General features: G+C 30.7%; 14 protein-coding genes and 1 tRNA gene. 8 read left to right on the top strand and 7 right to left on the bottom strand.

Annotated features, from left to right (window positions below; all coding sequences use genetic code 11):
• Window positions 1–13: 13 nt before the first annotated feature.
• The 3 genes from IPH62_08700 to IPH62_08690 all read right to left on the bottom strand — a co-directional run bounded on the left by IPH62_08700 (window position 14) and on the right by IPH62_08690 (window position 4407).
• Window positions 14–1360 (bottom strand): saccharopine dehydrogenase NADP-binding domain-containing protein, encoded by a 1347-nt coding sequence (locus IPH62_08700; protein ID MBK7105349.1) that lies wholly within the window; start codon window positions 1358–1360, stop codon window positions 14–16.
• Between the two features lie 92 nt (window positions 1361–1452).
• Complete coding sequence (locus IPH62_08695) at window positions 1453–2754, bottom strand: hypothetical protein (protein MBK7105348.1); 1302 nt, start codon at window positions 2752–2754, stop codon at window positions 1453–1455.
• A gap of 228 nt (window positions 2755–2982) precedes the next feature.
• The gene (locus IPH62_08690) at window positions 2983–4407 is read right to left on the bottom strand and encodes a transporter substrate-binding domain-containing protein (protein ID MBK7105347.1); all 1425 of its coding nucleotides are present in this window, start codon (window positions 4405–4407) and stop codon (window positions 2983–2985) included.
• Between the two features lie 110 nt (window positions 4408–4517).
• Here IPH62_08690 and IPH62_08685 point away from each other — a divergent pair, with 110 nt between their 5' ends.
• Window positions 4518–5543 (top strand): chemotaxis protein CheB, encoded by a 1026-nt coding sequence (locus IPH62_08685; protein ID MBK7105346.1) that lies wholly within the window; start codon window positions 4518–4520, stop codon window positions 5541–5543.
• Here IPH62_08685 and IPH62_08680 read toward each other — a convergent pair.
• Window positions 5540–5776, bottom strand: a complete 237-nt coding sequence (locus IPH62_08680) for a hypothetical protein (GenBank protein ID MBK7105345.1) — start codon at window positions 5774–5776, stop codon at window positions 5540–5542. The two genes, IPH62_08685 and IPH62_08680, sit on opposite strands and share 4 nt — an antisense overlap.
• A gap of 165 nt (window positions 5777–5941) precedes the next feature.
• On the opposite strand from IPH62_08680, the gene IPH62_08675 reads away from it, so the two are divergent.
• Both IPH62_08675 and scpA read left to right on the top strand, forming a co-directional pair.
• The gene (locus IPH62_08675) at window positions 5942–8098 is read left to right on the top strand and encodes an acyl-CoA mutase large subunit family protein (protein ID MBK7105344.1); all 2157 of its coding nucleotides are present in this window, start codon (window positions 5942–5944) and stop codon (window positions 8096–8098) included.
• Window positions 8098–10281 carry a methylmalonyl-CoA mutase gene (scpA, locus tag IPH62_08670; GenBank protein ID MBK7105343.1) on the top strand — a complete coding sequence of 728 codons (2184 nt, stop codon included), beginning with the start codon at window positions 8098–8100 and terminating at the stop codon, window positions 10279–10281. The genes IPH62_08675 and scpA overlap by 1 nt, the downstream gene beginning before the upstream one ends.
• A 158-nt stretch (window positions 10282–10439) precedes the next feature.
• Here the strand turns inward: scpA and IPH62_08665 are convergent, their stop codons facing one another.
• A complete protein-coding gene (locus IPH62_08665) occupies window positions 10440–13208 on the bottom strand; it encodes a PQQ-binding-like beta-propeller repeat protein (protein MBK7105342.1) in 2769 nt (922 codons plus the stop codon).
• Window positions 13209–13467: 259 nt separating this feature from the next.
• On the opposite strand from IPH62_08665, the gene meaB reads away from it, so the two are divergent.
• Window positions 13468–14574, top strand: coding sequence for a methylmalonyl Co-A mutase-associated GTPase MeaB (gene meaB / locus IPH62_08660; protein ID MBK7105341.1), 1107 nt, complete (start codon window positions 13468–13470; stop codon window positions 14572–14574).
• Window positions 14575–14596: 22 nt separating this feature from the next.
• Here the strand turns inward: meaB and IPH62_08655 are convergent, their stop codons facing one another.
• Both IPH62_08655 and IPH62_08650 read right to left on the bottom strand, forming a co-directional pair.
• On the bottom strand, window positions 14597–16645 hold the full coding sequence (locus IPH62_08655; GenBank protein ID MBK7105340.1) for a GIY-YIG nuclease family protein: 2049 nt from the start codon (window positions 16643–16645) through the stop codon (window positions 14597–14599).
• A gap of 36 nt (window positions 16646–16681) precedes the next feature.
• Window positions 16682–16753 (bottom strand) — tRNA-Asn (locus IPH62_08650).
• 256 nt (window positions 16754–17009) lie between these two features.
• Between IPH62_08650 and mce the strand changes: the two genes are divergently transcribed.
• The 4 genes from mce to IPH62_08630 are packed head-to-tail and all read left to right on the top strand — an operon-like array spanning window position 17010 to window position 19895.
• Complete coding sequence (gene mce / locus IPH62_08645; GenBank protein ID MBK7105339.1) at window positions 17010–17414, top strand: methylmalonyl-CoA epimerase; 405 nt, start codon at window positions 17010–17012, stop codon at window positions 17412–17414.
• 36 nt (window positions 17415–17450) lie between these two features.
• The gene (locus IPH62_08640; GenBank protein ID MBK7105338.1) at window positions 17451–19010 is read left to right on the top strand and encodes an acyl-CoA carboxylase subunit beta; all 1560 of its coding nucleotides are present in this window, start codon (window positions 17451–17453) and stop codon (window positions 19008–19010) included.
• 8 nt (window positions 19011–19018) lie between these two features.
• Window positions 19019–19441, top strand: coding sequence for an OadG family protein (locus IPH62_08635; GenBank protein ID MBK7105337.1), 423 nt, complete (start codon window positions 19019–19021; stop codon window positions 19439–19441).
• 10 nt (window positions 19442–19451) lie between these two features.
• Window positions 19452–19895 carry a biotin/lipoyl-binding protein gene (locus tag IPH62_08630; GenBank protein MBK7105336.1) on the top strand — a complete coding sequence of 148 codons (444 nt, stop codon included), beginning with the start codon at window positions 19452–19454 and terminating at the stop codon, window positions 19893–19895.

The raw sequence follows: 19895 nt of genomic DNA, 5'->3' as shown, positions 1-19895 counted from the left end.
ATTTTGTTAAATATTAATTTATTTCCAATCTTTTTTCAGTAAACTTTAAATTTAATTTTTTCAGTTCATCTAATATTTTTGGAAAAACTTCCGGATGCGTGGGAATTTGACATCCTCTTAATTTTAATTCGCCATTTAATAATAGCTTAACGGCAATAGCCGCGGGAGCTCCAACCGTTTTTGCAATTGCAGTCATTTTATTTTTAGGATCGCCATAATCCACCAGCGTAGAAATAATTTTTTCTTTTTTGTTATTGGGATAAAAAGCTTCAATCTCATGATGTAAAATTACCATATCTCTTGCGCCTTCCGGCAAAGGCAATTTCTTTTTTATTAAATCAGTCATTAACTCAACTGAATTTTTAAAATTCATTCCTATTTTTTCATCACTAAATAATCCAAGCCATTCCAAGTTTTGTATAATTTTTCCGGTAGGATTTATTCCCAAATAATTCGCAACTTTTAATTTCAAGTTTGTTCCGGAAATATCAGAAGGCAAGTACATTTCGGTAAAATCTCTATATGATAAATTTTCTACTTCCGGTAATAATAATGTACCTTGTGTAAATCCTAATTTTATTAATTGAAGCCAAGTCTCGCTCCAGCCGGGGTTTCTTAATGTTCCTCTAATTACCGTTTGCGAATTTTCAAGATTAAATATTTTTTGATAAAGCAAAGAATCTCTATTGGGATAAGCTTCAAATTTTCCGAGTTCATCAATATCAACATTCCAAGTTCTATTAAAAACTTGCTGATAAGGTAAAATTTTCATCAATCCATTTTCTAAATATTGAGCTCCGGCTTCTCCGGCTGTCACTACATTTGCAGCATTCCAAGTTATGCAATAATTTAAAGGATTTGATTTCACTTCCGGAGCCGGCAGAGCACTTCCGTATGAAATAAAACTATTTATTGTTCCGCCTTTTTCTCTAATCTCCGTTAAAATTTTCATTGCCGACATATTATCAATTCCGGGATCCAAGCCCATTTCATTTAATATCAGCAAATCATTTGCAGCGGCTTCGTTATTTAATTCTGCAACTTTAGGGTTTGCATAAGATGCGGTTATCATATGTTTTTTAAATTTAATGCATTCGGTTGCTATTAAATATTGAAACATAGGAGCTAAAAAATTTACAACAACTTCACAATTTTGAACTTGACTTTGGCGTTGAGTTTCATCGTTTACATCAAACTCAATTGCTTTTCCATTCGGATGATTATTAACAGCTTTTTCGGCAAGATTTAAATCGCGATCACAAACTGTAACAAACCAATTATTTTGTTTCGATGCTTCAAGAAGATATTGAATTAAATACGGCGCACTTTGTCCGGCACCTAAAATTAAAATTTTTTTCATTGTAAAACCTTAAAGGAATTTAAAATAAAATTTGTAAAATATTTTTTTTATTTAGTAAACCTATAGAATATAGGAATGATTACAAATTCAATTTATGATAAATATTTTCTTAGGTATTCAAACGGAGGTGTAAGTTTTCCTTTGTGTGCAATAATTGCTTTTTTAATTTCGTCTGAAATTTCAAGTTCATCAAAATCTTTTGAATAATCTGCAGAAGCTAAAATTTTTACAAAAGGCAAAAGTGAATTCCCAAAAAATTGTGATGATTCTCTTGGCAATTCTGCCGGAAGTTTATCAACCGCCAATACAACCGGACCATCACCAACAATTCCGTTTTTTACTTCATCGGTCAGCGGTTCATATACAAACGAAGGATTATTGGATTCAGTATTTTTTACTGTAATTTCAATTGAGCCTTCAACATCGCAGCTTATATCGCCAATTACTTTAAGCTTATGCTTTTTATCAGATTTATATAATTCTTTCATATACTTTTTTGTAACATGTTTTGGAAATTTATTTTCCCAATAAATTCCATTAATAAGCAAAGATAAATTGGGAATATATTTTGAAAAAATACTTTCATACTCACTTGGATTTTTTACAAAGTGATCAAAAATAAATTCATTGTTGGAAATATGTTTGTACATATCAGTTTCTCTGAATTCAACTTTGTACACTACTTTATTAGAGAATTCACCTTTTTTAATAAAATTTTCTAATTCATTTGGTTTAAGTATTACAACCGGAAGTAAATCATAAACATTCTGCGCACCTTTAGAAACATTTCCGTAACCCGAAAATCCCGTAATTAATGGAGTAATTTCTTGCGGCAATCCATTTTCGGAAATTTCTTTCCCTACTGATTTTATTGCTTCTTCGGCACTTTTTAAATCATCGTAATTTAAAGCTTGCTTAATTTTAGAAAGTGGATTTTTTATTCCTTCGTGTACCAATCTATTTCCTAAAAGCCAAAGTGAATTTATCATTCCGGCATAACCGGCATAATTTCCGAAATATATTTGTCTAAATCCTTTATCATTTTTTACAAGCTCATAATCCATTAACGTAATATTTTTCTCCAAAATTGCCTTAAGTAAAGGCATATTATATTTTTGTCCTTTTATTGTATGCGAGAAAAAAATAAACGGTTTGCTGGGAATTAAATCTTTAATTGGAACTTCTTTTACTCCAAAAATTATATCGCAGTTTGATAAATCTGAAGAAATTTTAGCACCGGAATTTAAATAATCTTCTGAAGTGAAAATTCTTTGCTCGGCTGGTTCAACGAAAATTTCACAATTTTCTTGTGTTAATTGTTTTACTTGTTCCGGAGTTAGCGGAGCTCTTCTTTCCAATGGATATTGTGTTTCTTTTCGTATGCCAATCTTCATTTTAATTTTCCTCAGTAAAAACAAGAATTTTTGAACATCAAAAATATAGAAAAGTAAGGTGATTAAAAAATTGGCGTGATTTTAATCAATTATGCATACACAATTTTCATATAGAAATATTAGATTTTTTTTGAGATTAAGAATAGTTTACTAAAGTAATGAAAAAATTAAAAAATGAGTAAGATTAAGAGTAAGATTAGGATTAAGAAAAAAAATTGGAATGAAAAACTATTTTAAAAATTGTGTGTACCGCTCGTAACGCTTCATAATTTCTTTTACAAAATTTATTGTTTCATCACATTTGCAATAACCATTTCTTACAACTTCATCATTGTAAAATTTTTCCGATGATTTTTTCTTAAGATACGATTCAACATTCATGTCCCATTTAGTAGAATCTGCTCCGTATTTTTTTGCTAATTTCAAAGCATCGTTTATATGTCCGTAACCTAAATTGTATGAAGCAAGAACAAATTTAACCCGCTCATCTTTATTTTTTATTTTTTTTGCCCAATAATCATCAAGCCATTTTAAGTATTTTGCACCGACTTGAATATTTTTTTCCGGATCCAATAAATCATCAACTCCATACGAAGCACCGGTTTCCGGTAATATTTGCATTAAGCCAATTGCTCCAGCCCACGATGTATCTTCGTTTACAAATTTTGATTCTTGGTAAATTAATGAAGCTAATAATCGCCAATCCCAATTTATATTCTTTGCATATTTTTTTATTAAATGATCGTATTGAGAAATTACTCCGCCTTCTTTTAAAAGAAATTTACTTTGCCTTCTATTTTTATAATATGATTTATGTTCATAATATCTTTCATAAATTACTTGAAACTCCATTGTTTTTTTAAAGTCATCAATCCATTTATTGAATTCTTCCAATAATTCATTAGAATTTTTATTTACCGCCCAAGCAATTCTTTGCGGAAGTGAGATTTTTGTATCAATATCTAAAATTGAATAAAATTCTTTATTAAGATTTGCGATATTTTCATCGGCAATTGTGAAATCAATTTTCCTATTTGCTACTTGATCAATTAAATCTTCAGTAGAAAGTGTATCATTAGCAATAACAACATTTATATTAATTCCGTTTTCCTCTGCTAAATTTTTTAATCGATTAATATATGCACTTCCGTTTCTTACATAAACAGTTTTATTTTCGAGCTCATAGGGAGTTTTAACCAATGAATCATTTATTCGGTCAATGCTTAATCTTCGCCATTTTTTTGGCTTTCTTTGTATTAAAACTTGATGTGTAGTATTTATGTGATTTGTAAAATTAAAATTCTTTTTCCGCTCTTGTGTAATTGTTAAATTGTACGCAATTAAATCTCCGTTATTTTTTTCAAGATTTGCAAACATTTCATCAATATTGTTTTGAAGTTTTATTTCAACTTCAACACCTAATTTATCTGCAAATTTTTTCAATAATTCATATTCAAAACCCAGTGTTTTGCCTTTGTAAATAAAATAACTGTAATTATTATAGCCGGTAATTGCTACTAATTTTCCACGGTTTTTTATTTCTTTAATTAAGTGGGTATTAATTTGTTTTTCATTTTCGCAGGAATTTAAGAAAAGTGAAAATATTAGAAATGATGCAAATGTTATTTTTTTTATTGTACGCCGCAGTTTCATATAATAATATTTTATTTAATAAATTATAAATTAAGTTAAAAATAATATTTCAAAATTTATTTTTTATTCAAAAGAATAGATTTTAATCGATAATAAAGCAAAAAATAAAATTGAACATTGCAATATTTGATATTTCAGCTACTTTAAGAGCAAAAATAAAAAATTCACTTATTTCTCATAAAAAAGTTTCTAATCTTTATATGTTCGGTAGCATAGAAAGTTTAGGAAAATTGCCATTCTTTTCAAATGTTGAAATAATTATAATAACCGCGGAATCGGTAAAAACCAATATAACAATTTTTACAAAATTAACCAGTGATCGAAAATTTTTATCAAATATAATACTGCTTTACAATCATGAAAATCAATCAACTTTAGATTTATTAAAATCTGTTAAAAATTTAACAGCATGTTATGTTCCCACTTTAAATAAAAATGGTGATTTACTTTTAAGAGATTTGCAATTAAAATTATTTCCAATTATTGATAAAATTATAAACTCTTCAAAAACAGAGCCGGCTGAAAAAAATATTGAAAAGAAAATAATTGTTCCAATTGTTGATAATTATTGTGCTGTTTTTATTGGCGTTTCAATGGGCGGACCAAAAGCTTTAAGAACTTTGTTGCCGGAATTATTAGAAAATATTGAACTTCCAATTATAATTGTACAGCACATGATGGCGAAATTTTCTCATGTTTTTGTTGAGACCTTAAGTGCTTTAACAGAAAAAAAAATTCTATTAGCGGAAAATAATATGCTAATCGAGAACAATACGGTATATATTGCTCCCGGCGGAATTCATATTGAAATTGCGAAAAATAGAAATAATGAATTAATAATTATACATAATGATTCTAAGCCCGAGCAAAGTTGTAAGCCTTCAATTAATTTTCTTTTTAGATCGGCTGCAGCAATTTGTAAAGAAAAATCAATTGCAATAATTCTTACCGGAATGGGAAAAGACGGAACTGACGGAATATTAAAATTATCGGAACATCATGCTTACACAATTGCTCAAGATGAAAAAAGCTGCGATGTTTGGGGAATGCCGCAAAGTGCAATTCAGACTGGGTGTATAACTCAAGTATTGCCGTTAAATAAAATTGCAAAACATGTTGCTGATCTTTTATCCTAAAATTTTTTTTCTACTATTTTATTTTTCAGTTTCATATTTTCTTCAAAATCCGTAATCCATTCAGTTCCAATTTCACGTAATAAATTATCAATTTCCAGCGCTTTAATATTCATTTGTTTGCCATTAATTTCTGAAAATTCACCTTCGCGTGAAGCGCGCGCCCAGTTAGTTAATTCAAATTTCACATCAATTAATTTTTTGATCAATTTATATGTTGTTTCAATTTCGTACAATTTTTTATTCCCAAGTTTACAATATTATCGTTCTTTCTCTAATTATTTTTATACTAACAATTGATAGATCCTACATAATAAAAACAAAGTTATTTTTCTATAATTAAAAAAATTAGGAATTATTTATTTTACGATACTAAAATTTTATGTTTCTGGAGAAATATTATGTCTGATGAAATTAAGTTAATTTCTAAATTAGATTTATCAAAAGAATTCCATTCGCCAACTTTTGAAGAATGGAAAACAAATGTGGAGCAAGAATTAAAAGGCGCTTCTTACGATAAAAAAATGTTTACAAAAACTTATGAAGGGATTGAGCTAAAGCCAATTTACACAAACGAAGATTTACAAAAGCTGAATTTTGTTGATTCACTTCCGGGATATGAAAATTTTGTTCGCGGAAAAAATAAATCCGGTTACTTTGAAAAAAGTTGGAAAGTAAATCAAGAAATTAATATTGCAGATGCCGAAGAATATAATTTAGCTTTAATTGATGCACTAAAAAATGGTCAAAATTGTATTAACATAAGTTTGGATTCTGCAACTAAATTAGGAATTGATGCTGATTATTCTGAAGAAAAAAATGTTGGAGATTCCGGATTATCAATTTCTGCAATTAAAAGTGTTGAAAGATTATTTAAAAATATTGATGTTACAAAATTTTCATTTTCAATTCACACTGGAATAATTTTATTACCGTTTCTTTCATTAATAAAATCATATTTCGATTTGAAAAATATTGATGTAAAATTATTAAAAGGTGCAATTTCCGCCGATCCAATTTATGAATTTGTTCAAACCGGAAAATTAAATTACGACGAAAATTTTATTTTCAACTCTATGAAATTATCAATTGATTGGGCAGAAAAAAATTCTCCAAATTTAAAAGTTATTGGAATTAATACTTTACCATTTGCAAATAGCGGAGCAAATTCGGTTCAAGAAATTTCAATCGCTTTATCAGTTCTAACTTATTACACAAATAAATTAATTGAATTGGGTTTAACTCCGGAAGTGATTTTTAACAAAGTACAATTCACATTTGGCATAAGTACAAATTATTTTATGGAAATTAGCAAATTTCGTGCAATCAGAATTTTGTTAAATAATTTCGTAAATGCTTATGGAATTGACTCTTCCAAATTTGAATTTGAGATAAACGCAAAGAACACAACTTTTTATCATACTGGATTGGATCCTTATGTTAATTTACTGCGAACAACAACTCAAACTTTTAGCGCAATTTTAGGCGGTGTTGATGGAATAACTTCTTCGCCGTTTGATAAAACAAGCAGAACTCCGGATAATTTTTCACGAAGAATTGCAAGAAATACGCAAACAGTTTTACGTGAAGAATCACATTTGGATCAAGTTATTGATCCGGCTGGCGGCTCTTATTTTATTGAAAGTTTGACCGAAGAAATTGCAAAAAATGCTTGGGAATATTTTAAGAAAATTGAAAATGAAGGTGGAATTTTAGAATCGTTAAAAAATAATTTCATTCAAAATGAAATTGAAAAAGTTTACGAAGAAAGAAGTAAAGATATTAACAAACGCAAAGCTGTAATTGTTGGAACGAATATGTATGCGAATATTAATGAAAAACCATTGGAGAAAATTGTAATTGATAAATCTGAATTTCATAAAAAGAGATCTGAATATTTAAAGAAATTTAGACTAAACGGAACGAATGAAAAACATGATATTGTGATGAAAAAGCTAAATTCAATTTCCAACAATCCCGAGATTGAGCTCATAAATATTATGTCGGAAGCATATTTACACGGCGCAACAATCGGAGAAATTACAAGCGCTTTAACTTCATCGAACAAAAATGAAATAAGAATAAATCCATTGAAGCAAAAAAGAGCTTCCGAAGATTTTGAAAATATTAGAGAATTAAGCAGAAATTATAAAATTAAAAACGGATTTTTGCCGAATGTATTTTTGGCAAACATGGGCACAATTAAAGATTATAAAGCCCGTGCTGATTTTTCAAAAGGATTTTTTGAAATTGGCGGTTTTGAAGTTTTTGATCCGCCCGGTTATACTGATATAGAAAATTTAATAAACGATGTTTTAGATTCCGGAACATTGATTGTTACAATTTGCTCTACTGATGATAAATATCCGGAATTGGTTCCGCAAATTACGAAAGCAATAAAATCTAAAAATGAAAATATTCAAATAATTTTGGCTGGTTATCCGAAAGAGCAAATTGAGCAGCATAAAAAATCCGGTGTTGATGATTTTATTTTTCTTGGAGCTGATGCAATGAAAATTCTCACTTCCCTCTATAACAAAATTGGAGGGCAAATATAATGTACAAGCCAAACTTTAAAGATGTAAATCTTAATTTAAGTTTTGATAAAAAATCATATTCCGACTGGAAAATGGAATTTGAAAATTCTTTAGGAAAATCAACTGAAGAATTAATTTTTCAAACGATGGAACAAATTCCGCTAAATCCACTTTTCACAAAAGAAGATTTAAAGGATTTTGAACATTTAAATTTTTTGTCGGGCATTCCTCCATTTCTTCGCGGACCATACAGCACAATGTACGTAGTTCGTCCATGGACAATTAGACAATATGCCGGATTTTCAACTGCGGAAGAAAGTAATGCATTTTATAGAAGAAATTTAGCGCAAGGTCAAAAAGGTCTTTCTGTTGCTTTCGATCTTGCAACACATCGCGGATATGATTCGGATCATCCTCGTGTTGTTGGCGATGTTGGCAAAGCCGGCGTTGCAATTGATTCCGTTGAAGATATGAAGATTTTATTCAACTCAATTCCGTTAGATAAAATGTCGGTTTCGATGACGATGAACGGAGCCGTTTTACCAATCATGGCATTTTTTATTGTTGCCGCTGAGGAACAAGGAGTTAAACCGGAATTATTAACCGGAACAATTCAAAATGATATTCTAAAAGAATACATGGTAAGAAATACTTACATTTATCCGCCGGAACAATCAATAAAAATAATTGCTGATATTTTTGAATTTACATCGCAATTTATGCCGAAGTTTAATTCAATAAGTATTTCCGGCTATCATATGCAAGAAGCCGGAGCAACTGCTGATTTAGAAATGGCTTACACTCTTGCAGATGGTTTTGAATATGTTAAAACCGGAATTAAAGCCGGATTATCCGTTGATACTTTTGCTCCACGCCTATCATTCTTTTGGGCATTGGGAATGAATTATTTTATGGAAATTGCAAAAATGCGCGCGGCAAGAGTTTTATGGGCAACTATTATAAAACAGTTTAATCCGAAAAATCCAAAATCAATGTCGCTAAGAACTCATTCGCAAACTTCCGGTTGGAGTTTAACCGAACAAGATCCGTATAATAATGTTGTGAGAACTTGTGTTGAAGCGATGGCTGCGGCATTGGGTCATACTCAATCTTTACACACAAATTCACTTGATGAAGCAATCGCACTTCCCACAGATTTTTCCGCAAGAATTGCACGTAATACGCAGCTTTATTTACAACATGAAACCGGAATTACAAATGTGATTGATCCTTGGGGCGGTTCATATTTGATTGAATATTTAACCGATGCACTTATTAAAAAAGGCTGGAATCATATTTTAGAAATTGAATCTCTTGGCGGAATGACAAAAGCTATTGAAGCCGGAATTCCAAAAATGCGGATTGAAGAAGCTTCTGCAAGAAGGCAAGCCAGAATTGATTCTGGACAAGAAACAATAGTTGGCGTAAATAAATTCAGACTCGATAAAGAAGATCCAATTGAAATTCTTGAAGTTGACAATACTGCTGTAAGACTTTCACAAATAAAAAGATTAAATCAAATTAAAAAATCTAGAAATGAAGAAGATGTAAAAAATTCTTTAGATTCAATTACAAAATGTGCCGAAACTAAAGAAGGAAATTTATTAGATTTAGCGATTAAAGCTGCCAGAGTTAGAGCAACGCTTGGAGAAATTTCTGATTCAATTGAAAAAGTTAGCGGGAGATATAAAGCTGTGACAAGAACAATTTCCGGAGTTTATAGCAGTGAATATAAGAATGATGAAAATGAAATGTTTGAAAAAGCAAGAAAGTTGACTGATGAATTTGCTGAATTAGAAGGACGCCGACCGCGAATTTTAGTTGCAAAAATTGGACAAGACGGACATGATCGCGGAGCAAAAGTTGTTTCAACGGCTTATGCCGATATGGGATTTGATGTTGATGTTGGTCCGCTTTTCCAAACTCCCGAAGAAACTGCAAAACAAGCCGTAGAAAATGATGTTCATGTAGTTGGAATGAGTTCGTTAGCTGCGGGACACAAAACTCTTCTACCGCAATTAATGGAAGAATTAAAAAAATTAGGAAGAGAAGATATAATTGTAATTATTGGAGGTGTAATTCCCCAGCAAGATTATGAATTTCTATACGAAAATGGAGCTTCCGCAATTTTTGGTCCCGGAACAAAAATTCCAGAAACCGGAATTAAAGTAATGGGAATTATCAAGGAAAGATTTAGCAGTTAATTTTTATTTTGAATCATATATAAAATAAAACCGCAGCAAATATGTTGCGGTTTTTATAAACAAATGTTCCAAAATTTTTATTCAAAAAAAATGATTATCATTAAGTATATTTATAATAAACCTTCGCATTTTCTTCAAGTTAATATGCAATAATATTATTACTTCAACTTTAACATTTTTATACTTTTTGAAAAAGTATTATTTGCACTAAAGGCATTCATTTGAAAAATGTAAATGCCGCTTCCTACTTGCTCATTCTTATCATTTAAGCCGTTCCATTCAACTGAGTAATAGCCTGAACTATTTAAATCTTCTGATATAGTTTTTATCTTTTCACCTGTAACACTAAAAATATTGAAAACAACTTTGGCGTCTTGAGCAATTTCAAATTTTATAATTGTTGACGGATTAAATGGATTAGGATAGTTTTGGAATAAATTGAAAGAATTAATTATTGAATTATTTTCATCTAATTTAATAGAAGTTTCGGAATCATAAAGTGAACCGGTTCTTTGAAAATCTTTTTGAAAAGTTGGCCATTGCAAAGCATAAAAGCCTTCAGAAATATTTTGGTATTTGGGATCAATAAAACCATAAACATTATTATCACTACTTCCAACATAAACTCTTCCGTCGGCAGTAATTAAAGAAGCACCTTGAACAGCGGAATTAGCTTTAAATTTCCATTTCATTTCCCCATTTTTATTTAATGCAATAATGCTTCCATCATCACAGCCATATATAATATCACCATTTAAAGCGATTGACGGATTTCCATTAGCAGGTGATTGCGAATTAAATTTCCATAAAAGTTCACCATTACTATTTAAGGAATAAAAATATCCATCACCAGATCCAAAATAAATATTTCCACTTTCATCCAATACTGGGGAGGAAATAATTGCACCATTTGTTTTATATTTCCATTCAACTTCTCCAGAGTTGGAGAGAGAATATAAATATCCATCTTTACTTCCGAAATAAATTTTTCCAAAAGCATCTAAAGCTGGTGAAGAATGAATTTCTCCATTTGTTTTGAATTTCCAGTTTAGTTCACCGGAAGATTTGAGGGAATAAAAATATTGATCGTTGCTGCCAAAATATATTTCTCCAAACTTGGAGACTGATGCAGATGAATTAATTGGACCGCTTGTAAGATAATTCCATTTTATTGAACCGTCTTCACTTTTTATTGAATATAATCGGTTTGTACTTGTACCAATATATAGATTTCCGTTTTTGGTAATTGCTGGTGAAGCTGTAACTATTCCGCCAACTGGTTTATCCCATAAAAAATTTCCTTCCAAATCAAAATTATAAAGTCTTGTATCACTTGATCCGACATAAATATTATTGTCTGGGCCAATTGTAGTTGTTGATTGAATGTCTCCTCCGGTCATAAGTGACCATTTAATATTATTGTTTCTATCAAAACAATAAATTTGGTCATCGGTAGATGTTGCAAAAAATATACTGTCACCAATTGTGCTGATTGATGAAGATATTGATCCGTTTGTTTCCATTTTGAAAGAACAAACTTGAACAGTAAATACTTTTTCTGCGGAAATTCCATATTCATCAGTCACTTTGAGTTTGATTTCAGTTGACCCGGTTGGAAGTTCTAAGTTAACTATACTTTCAGTACTAACGATCGAATCGTTTATCGACCATGAATATCCAACTATTTGAAATCCATTTGGTGAAGTACTAGAGGCTCCATCTAATTGACCAAAAGCTTTTCCATCCCAATCAAGATCATACCAATTTTTATCCCCATTTATTACGGCTAATGGTGTAGATTTTAATTTAAAAAGCCAAATATCTTTTTGTGCCTTAGTACCACAGGCAATATATCCATTATCATTAGTTGACATGATAGATTGACCATAACTATTATCACATATATTTTCCCATAAAATATTCCCTTCACCATCCGTTTTCAAAATAAATGTTTTAGGATTTGTATTATCACCAGTACCGCCTATAATGACATATCCCCAAGGTACAGTAATAACTTTATTTCCAAATTGCATAGCTGGCGTATAGCGATCATATGTTTTTTCCCAAATAACATTTCCCCATAAATCAGTTCTGATTAAAGCTAAATTTCCCATTTGTTCTCCGGTTAAAACATAACCGCTATCTTGGGATTCATTAAAAACATAACTAATTGAATTGAAAGATTGAGATAAAACATCATCCGGTCTATATGATTTTTCCACGAGCAAATTGCCAAATTTGTCTGTCAATAAAAAAAACAAAGTGTTTGATCCAGCTTGTTCATTGCCGGCAATAAAAAAACCCTCACTGGATTTTAAAAAATGAAGATGGTATGAATCTACCCACATAGTTGTTTGAATAATTTTTGCCCAATTAAATTTTCCTTCCGAATTTACACTTGCTATCCATAATTTAGGCTCAAGATCTCCATATTTTCCTATTAGATATACGCCGTTATTTTCATCATTAATTATTTCTGATACGTAAATAAGTGTATCTTCCGGAAAAATATTTAATGTATCTTTACCATCAAAATTGTTTAATAACAAAGACCATTTAATATTACCTTCTAAGTCAAATTTATATAGTTTAGTAGAAATGAAACCATTCCCAACTACATAAAAATTTCTGTCCTTACTTGCTTGCATATGATCGAATTTACCATATACCGAATTATTAAATTTCTTAACCCACTTTGTATTGCCTATTAAATCCGTTTTAATCAATATGGATTCAGAAGATGACCAAGATGTATATCCTAAAGTCAAATAACTACTATCATCAGTTTCAAATACACTAATACCACGATTATAAGTTCCGTAATTAAAGCTTTTCGTCCAAGCAGTATCAACTTGTGAATAATAATTTTGTGCAGTAATAAAAATAATAATCAGATAAAAGAATGCAAATTTCCGATATAAATTCATAAGTTTAATTCCTATTTTTTTTGAAGATTTAACATTATCGTATAAACTAAAATTAAGTGTAGATATTTTTTAATTCAATAGTTAATTTTTTAGATAAGTAAATAAGCAGATCAAACCATAACAATACAAGTAATTTTCAATCTTGTTTTTCGGTATATTTGCACAATACTGCAGATTGATTTTATTGAATGAAATTTTAATTGAAGATTTCTTTTTGATAATAAGCGTTTAATTTCAATTTTCCTTTAATTTTTGAGAAATGAAAAAAGACAGAACTTACAAACCAGATTGGACACCGAAAAATGCCGGAGAAGAATTTGCTGTAAATGTTGTAAAAGGTTTGGAAATTAATTCAAATAATTCCGTAACAAATTTTAATAGCATAAAAACAAAAATTAATTCGGTTGATGAATTATTCAATGGTGTAATTAACGATGATAGAAATCTTCTCGCAAGATGCATTACTTTGGTTGAAAGCAATTCACAAAAACATCATGAAAAAGCTGAGCAAATTTTAAATAAACTTCTTCCATATTCAGAGAAATCCATTAGGATTGGAATTTCCGGAGTGCCCGGTGCGGGCAAAAGTACTTTAATTGAATCTTTAGGTTTATTCTTAATTGAGCGTGGACACAAAGTTGCTGTTCTCACTGTTGATCCGAGCAGTTCGGTTTCAAAAGGAAGTATTCTTGGCGATAAAACAAGAATGGAAAAACTTTCGCGGGAGAAAAATTGTTTTATTCGTCCTTCACCTTCTGCGGGAAATTTAGGCGGAGTTACAAGAAAAACTCGCGAAACAATTACGGTTTGCGAAGCTGCCGGTTTTGATATAATATTAATTGAAACTGTCGGCGTTGGACAAAGTGAAATTTCGGTAAGATCCATGGTTGATTTTTTCTTGCTTGTAATGATTGCCGGAGCTGGTGATGAACTTCAAGGAATTAAAAAAGGAATAATTGAAATTTCCGATGCATTGGTTTTTAACAAAGCAGATGGCGACAATAAACAAAAATCAGAAATTGCTAAAACTGAATTTGCAACAGCAATTCATTATCTACAGCCTTTTACAAAAAATTGGGAAGTTAGGGTTTTAACAGCTTCTGCATTAAGCGAAATCGGTATTCCGGAAATTTGGGAAATGATTTTTAAATTTGTGGAAATTACAAAATCAAATAATTCTTTTTATGAGGTAAGAAAAAAACAATCACTAGATTGGATGCACTCGCTGGTTAAAGAAAGTTTGATTAATGATTTTTATAATAATCAAAAAGTTAAAAAGGAATTGAAAAAAGTTGAAGAAAAATTAATTTCCGGCAAACTAAATGCTACGTCTGCCGCCGAATTATTGCTCAAAAATCAAAATTAAATTCTTTGAGTTTTTTTAAAAATTACATAATTCTTTCAAGTTGAACCGGCTTAATTAAATTAGCAAGTTCAAATTCTATATTTTCTAATTCGACTAAAAAATCATCTTTAACATCTTCAAATTTACTTCTAAGCTCTTCATATAAATTTTTGTAATAAACAATTCCTTCATTCATATTTTCAATAAAATTATTAAAATATGCAATTTGCTTATCGGTAAACGGAGTATCAATTTCTTCAATTCGTTTTTTCAAATAATCATAATACAATTGCAATTCTTTCATAAAGAAATTTGGTCTATCCGTTCTTGAAATTACATTCATTCTTCCGTAAATATGATCTGCCATTTCCTTCAATGAAATAATTTCCGAAAAGTATGCAAGGTTTGGACCCGGACAAACTGAAACTCCTTCACTTTTAATATTATTATCAATGCCGTGCACATGCCTTGTGGAATTGGCTAAACCGATGCACAAACATTCCTTTTCAACAATTTTTTTTCTTGCTGAATTATATTCAAATGTTTCAAGATTTTTTGTTTCCAATTCTTTTAACTTTAAATTTTGATATTGACGCGAAGCAGTACAAATAACTTGTTCGGTAAACTCTTTATTAAATGTTAAAAACTTTTTAGGACATGCACTTCCCGGAACACCCTTTTTATCCTTTTCAATTTTATCTAATTCTTGAGTATTTCCCTTAACCGCATTAAACGGAACACCCAAAGGAGAAATTCCACTTAAATATAAATCATCTTCCTTTGCATTACTTAACAATTCTCTTGTCTTAGCATCAACATTTGTCACTTCCGGCACGAGCAAAAAAGGAGTTCCCCAGCCAACGGAATCAATATTATAATAATCGAGTAAAAATTCTTGCTCAGCGTTTGTTCCAACTCCGCCTTGTGCAGTAACTAAAATATTTAATTGCTGGGGTGGAATTTGTTTTCCTTTTTGTTTTAATCCTTCAATAAAAATTTCATACACCGTTGAAACAAGTTCGTTTCTTTTTATTTTGAATTCTTCGAGAATTGGTCCGAGCAAATATCCATCGGTAGCAAATGCGTGTCCGCCGCAATTTAATCCGGATTCAATTCTATATTCGGAAACCCAAATTCCTTTTTTGGCAAGAAATTTTCCTTGAATTAATGCCGAACGGTAATCACTAACTTTTATTACAATTTTCTTTTTGATTTTGCCATTTTCATCTGGGAAAAAATCTTCGAACTTTTCAATGTAAGAATAAAGACGCGGATTCAATCCGGCAGATAAAACTAATGATGATTCCAAATTGCTGTTTGCAAAACCTCTTAAAGCAGCGTGAGCATCATTAAATTCAGAAGGAAGTTTTTCTTCATTAAAATAATTTTCTTTATCGAGCTTAGTCATAATGTTTACATCAATTGAACCAAGATGTAAGTGTTCATCAAGCCAGCATTGAACTTTTTTAATATTATCATTTAGAATTTTATTGAATTCTTCCTTTAAATTTGACGCATCCGGAAGCATTTCAAAATATTTATGAATTTCATCTACGTTTTTATGGTAAGAAGTTTTTAATTCTTCAAATTTTTCTTTAACAAGATTATCCAAAAGATTTAAATACTCCGTAAATCTTTTTGCTCTAAAATCTTCAATTTTATTTGTGATTTCTTCAAAAGGAAGATTGAATTTTTTGGAGTAATATTCGCGCATATTTTCAACAAGAATATCATCCACCAAAGACACAACTGATGAAATACCGTATTTGGCAACTTTGATCGGCGTATCAATTGTAAAACCGGTTCCCATTACTGGAATATGAAATGTATGTTTTATCTTATTTTCTTGCATAATTATTTCAGCCTTTTGTATAGAATATCTATTGTGAAGATAATCAAATAAATATTTATACAAAAGTAGGAGAAATTTTATTCCATAAACTTTTTTAAAATATTCTGGTGATATTTTATTTTTTTTATAAAAATTGGAAAATTTATTATTGTGCTCAAACAATCTTCTTTCTAAATCTTCAGTTTGACCAATATAAATCTTATTGAATTTTGAGGAATATAAAACATAGACTTTATACATAAACAAAAAACCCAAGAATTTTTTCCTTGGGTTTTGCTCCGCGAGTAGGGCTCGAACCTACAACCCTTCGGTTAACAGCCGAATGCTCTACCATTGAGCTATCGCGGAATAAATTTTAGAGTGCCAAAAATATGCTTAATTCTAATTTTTGTCAAGATGTTTTTTAGGTTACTAATTTTTATTGTTTCAAATGAGAGAAAATGAACTTCCAATATTTGAGAATAAATTCTATTTAATTTGTTTAAATAGTTTACAAAACTAAAATAAATTACAAATTATGAATAATAAATTGATATTTAATTAGTAACATTTGTAGGCACGTTAATTGTAATTAAACTTTCTTGAATTTTAAAAAAGGGAAAAAATGAATATAAATCGTATTGAACATTTGGGAATTGCGGTAAATAATTTGGAAGAATCCATAAAATTTTATGAAGAAAAGCTCGGATTAAAATGTTATGCAATTGAAGAAGTTGCAGATCAAAAAGTAAAAACTGCATTTTTCAAAGTTGGCGAAACAAAAATTGAACTTTTGGAATCAACTTCTCCGGATGGACCAATCGGAAAATTTATTGAGAAAAAAGGTGAAGGAATTCATCACATTGCATTTCATGTAGAAAATTTACAAGAATCACTAAATGAACTTCAGCAAAAAGAAGTAAAATTAATTGATGTAAATCCGCGTAAAGGTGCAGAAAGCTTAAATATTGCTTTTCTTCACCCAAAATCAACCGGCGGAGTTTTAACAGAACTTTGTTCAGATAAATAAACAATTTAAATAAATTAGTTTTTTTTAGGAGAAATAATGTCGTTACAAGATAAGATTAAAGAATTGATGGAAATGCGACAAAAAGCGCGTTTAGGCGGCGGAGAAAAAAGAATTGAAGCCCAGCATCAAAAAGGAAAATTTACCGCACGCGAAAGAATTGAAATGTTATTGGATGATGGTTCTTTCGAAGAATTTGATATGTTCGTTTCACACAGAACTGTTGATTTCGGTTTGGATAAACAAACATATTTATCGGATGGAGTTGTTACCGGGTACGGAACAATTGACGGAAGATTGGTTTATGTGTTTTCACAAGATTTTACAATTTTCGGCGGATCGCTTTCGGAAATGTATGCACAAAAAATCTGTAAAGTTATGGATAAAGCAATGAAAGTCGGCGCTCCCGTAATTGGAATTAACGATAGCGGCGGTGCAAGAATTCAAGAAGGTGTAAAAAGTTTAGGCGGTTACGCAGATATTTTCCAAAAAAATATTTTAGCTTCCGGAGTTGTTCCGCAAATTTCCGCAATATTTGGTCCATGTGCTGGTGGCGCAGTTTATTCTCCGGCTTTAACAGATTTTACTATTATGAGTAAAAATACAAGCTACATGTTTGTTACCGGTCCAAAAGTTGTGAAAACAGTAACTGGTGAAGTAGTTACTGATGAAGAACTCGGCGGCGCAATGGTTCACGGAACAAAATCCGGTGTTACTCATTTTGTTGCAGATTCCGAAGAAGAAGGAATTTTATTAATTAGAAAATTGTTAAGCTATCTTCCGCAAAATAATTTGGAAGATCCGCCGTTAGTTGCATGTGATGATCCGATTGACAGATTAGAAGATACTTTAAATGAAATAATTCCGGATAGCCCAAATAAACCTTATGATGTAAAAAATGTAATTCACGCAATTGCTGATAATCATGAATTTTTAGAAATCCAAAGACATTATGCGCCGAATATAATTACCGGTTTTGCAAGATTTAACGGAATTTCTGTGGGAATTGTTGCAAATCAGCCGAATTATTTAGCAGGAGTTTTAGATATAAATTCATCACGAAAAGCTGCAAGATTTGTACGTTTCTGCGATGCTTTTAATATTCCAATTTTAACTTTGGTTGATGTTCCCGGATTTTTACCCGGAACAACTCAAGAATACGGGGGAATAATTTTACATGGTGCAAAATTATTATTTGCATACGGCGAAGCTACTGTTCCGAAAATTACAATTATTTTAAGAAAAGCATACGGCGGCGCTTATGATGTTATGGGATCAAAACATTTACGCGGAGATATAAATTACGCTTGGCCTTCAGCAGAAATTGCTGTTATGGGTCCGCGCGGTGCAATTGAAGTTTTGAATAATAAAGAAATTGCCGCAATCGAAAATCCCGAAGAAAGAAATGCTTTCATCACTCAAAAAGAAAATGAATATAAAGCAAAATTCGCAACTCCTTATGCAGCTGCAAAATATGGTTATATCGATGATATTATTGAACCAAGAAATACTCGATTCAGAGTTATTCGCGCACTTCAATCTTTATCGACAAAGAAAGATGTAAATCCGCCTAAAAAACATTCCAATATTCCATTGTGAGGTATGAAATGAATTTAGGTTTAATTTTACAAGCAACCGCTGCAAAACTTGATTCCGTTTCGAATGCGAAAATTCATGAAAACGCCGATAAGTTCAATCAAATTGATCCTTGGGGCGTAGGAATGACTTTTGTAGGAATGACAGTAGTTTTCATGTCTTTATTACTTCTTTATTTACTTTTTTATAACATTACAAAACTTCTTAATCTGAAATTAAAAAAAGCTAGAAAAGTTGAAGGTAAAGAAATTAAGGTTAAAGAAAGCGAAGAAGATTTAAGCGGAAACGTAAGTGCGGCAATTGCAATGGCTTTGCATTTATACATGAGTGAATTGCACGATAAAGAAAATACGGTTCTTACAATTAATAAAGTTGCAAGAACATATTCGCCATGGAGTTCAAAAATTTATGGTTTAAGACAAAATCCAAGATGAGGGAAATGAAATGAAAAAGTTTAAATTTACAATAAATGGAAGTGATTACGACGTTGAAATTGTTAATATTGAAGATAATATTGCCGAAGTTGAAGTGAACGGAACATCATACCAAGTGCAAGTTAATAAGCAAATTCAAACAACAAAAACTCCAAAATTAGTTAGATCGGTTGTTGCACCATCTACGGATATTGCAATATCTGAACAAAGAACGGCAAAACCAACTGCAGCAAAAGGTGCGGGACATATAAAATCTCCTCTTCCCGGAGTTATTTTAAATGTTCATGTAAGAGAAGGAGATTCTGTAAAAATCGGTGATAAGTTAATAACACTTGAAGCTATGAAAATGGAAAATAGTGTTAATGCAGATAAAGAAGGAAAAGTTGTTAAAATTAATGTGCGACAAGGTGATTCTGTTATGGAAGGCGATGTTCTTGTTGAGATTGGAGGTTAA

The sequence above is a fragment of the Ignavibacteriota bacterium genome (assembly GCA_016708125.1).
In the GTDB taxonomy this organism is placed as follows: Bacteria; Bacteroidota; Ignavibacteria; order Ignavibacteriales; family Melioribacteraceae.
Note: the sequence above shows the minus strand (reverse complement) of the source record. Positions and strands in the feature narration are given on the sequence as shown.

What these genes read in the sequence shown, in the direction of transcription:
- scpA (MBK7105343.1), top strand. Translation starts at nt 8,098, where the DNA reads ATGTACAAGCCAAACTTTAAAGATGTAAATCTTAATTTAAGTTTTGAT.
- IPH62_08690 (MBK7105347.1), bottom strand. Translation starts at nt 4,407, where the DNA reads ATGAAACTGCGGCGTACAATAAAAAAAATAACATTTGCATCATTTCTA.
- IPH62_08655 (MBK7105340.1), bottom strand. Translation starts at nt 16,645, where the DNA reads ATGTATAAAGTCTATGTTTTATATTCCTCAAAATTCAATAAGATTTAT.
- IPH62_08675 (MBK7105344.1), top strand. Translation starts at nt 5,942, where the DNA reads ATGTCTGATGAAATTAAGTTAATTTCTAAATTAGATTTATCAAAAGAA.
- IPH62_08700 (MBK7105349.1), bottom strand. Translation starts at nt 1,360, where the DNA reads ATGAAAAAAATTTTAATTTTAGGTGCCGGACAAAGTGCGCCGTATTTA.
- mce (MBK7105339.1), top strand. Translation starts at nt 17,010, where the DNA reads ATGAATATAAATCGTATTGAACATTTGGGAATTGCGGTAAATAATTTG.
- meaB (MBK7105341.1), top strand. Translation starts at nt 13,468, where the DNA reads ATGAAAAAAGACAGAACTTACAAACCAGATTGGACACCGAAAAATGCC.
- IPH62_08640 (MBK7105338.1), top strand. Translation starts at nt 17,451, where the DNA reads ATGTCGTTACAAGATAAGATTAAAGAATTGATGGAAATGCGACAAAAA.
- IPH62_08665 (MBK7105342.1), bottom strand. Translation starts at nt 13,208, where the DNA reads ATGAATTTATATCGGAAATTTGCATTCTTTTATCTGATTATTATTTTT.
- IPH62_08635 (MBK7105337.1), top strand. Translation starts at nt 19,019, where the DNA reads ATGAATTTAGGTTTAATTTTACAAGCAACCGCTGCAAAACTTGATTCC.
- IPH62_08695 (MBK7105348.1), bottom strand. Translation starts at nt 2,754, where the DNA reads ATGAAGATTGGCATACGAAAAGAAACACAATATCCATTGGAAAGAAGA.
- IPH62_08630 (MBK7105336.1), top strand. Translation starts at nt 19,452, where the DNA reads ATGAAAAAGTTTAAATTTACAATAAATGGAAGTGATTACGACGTTGAA.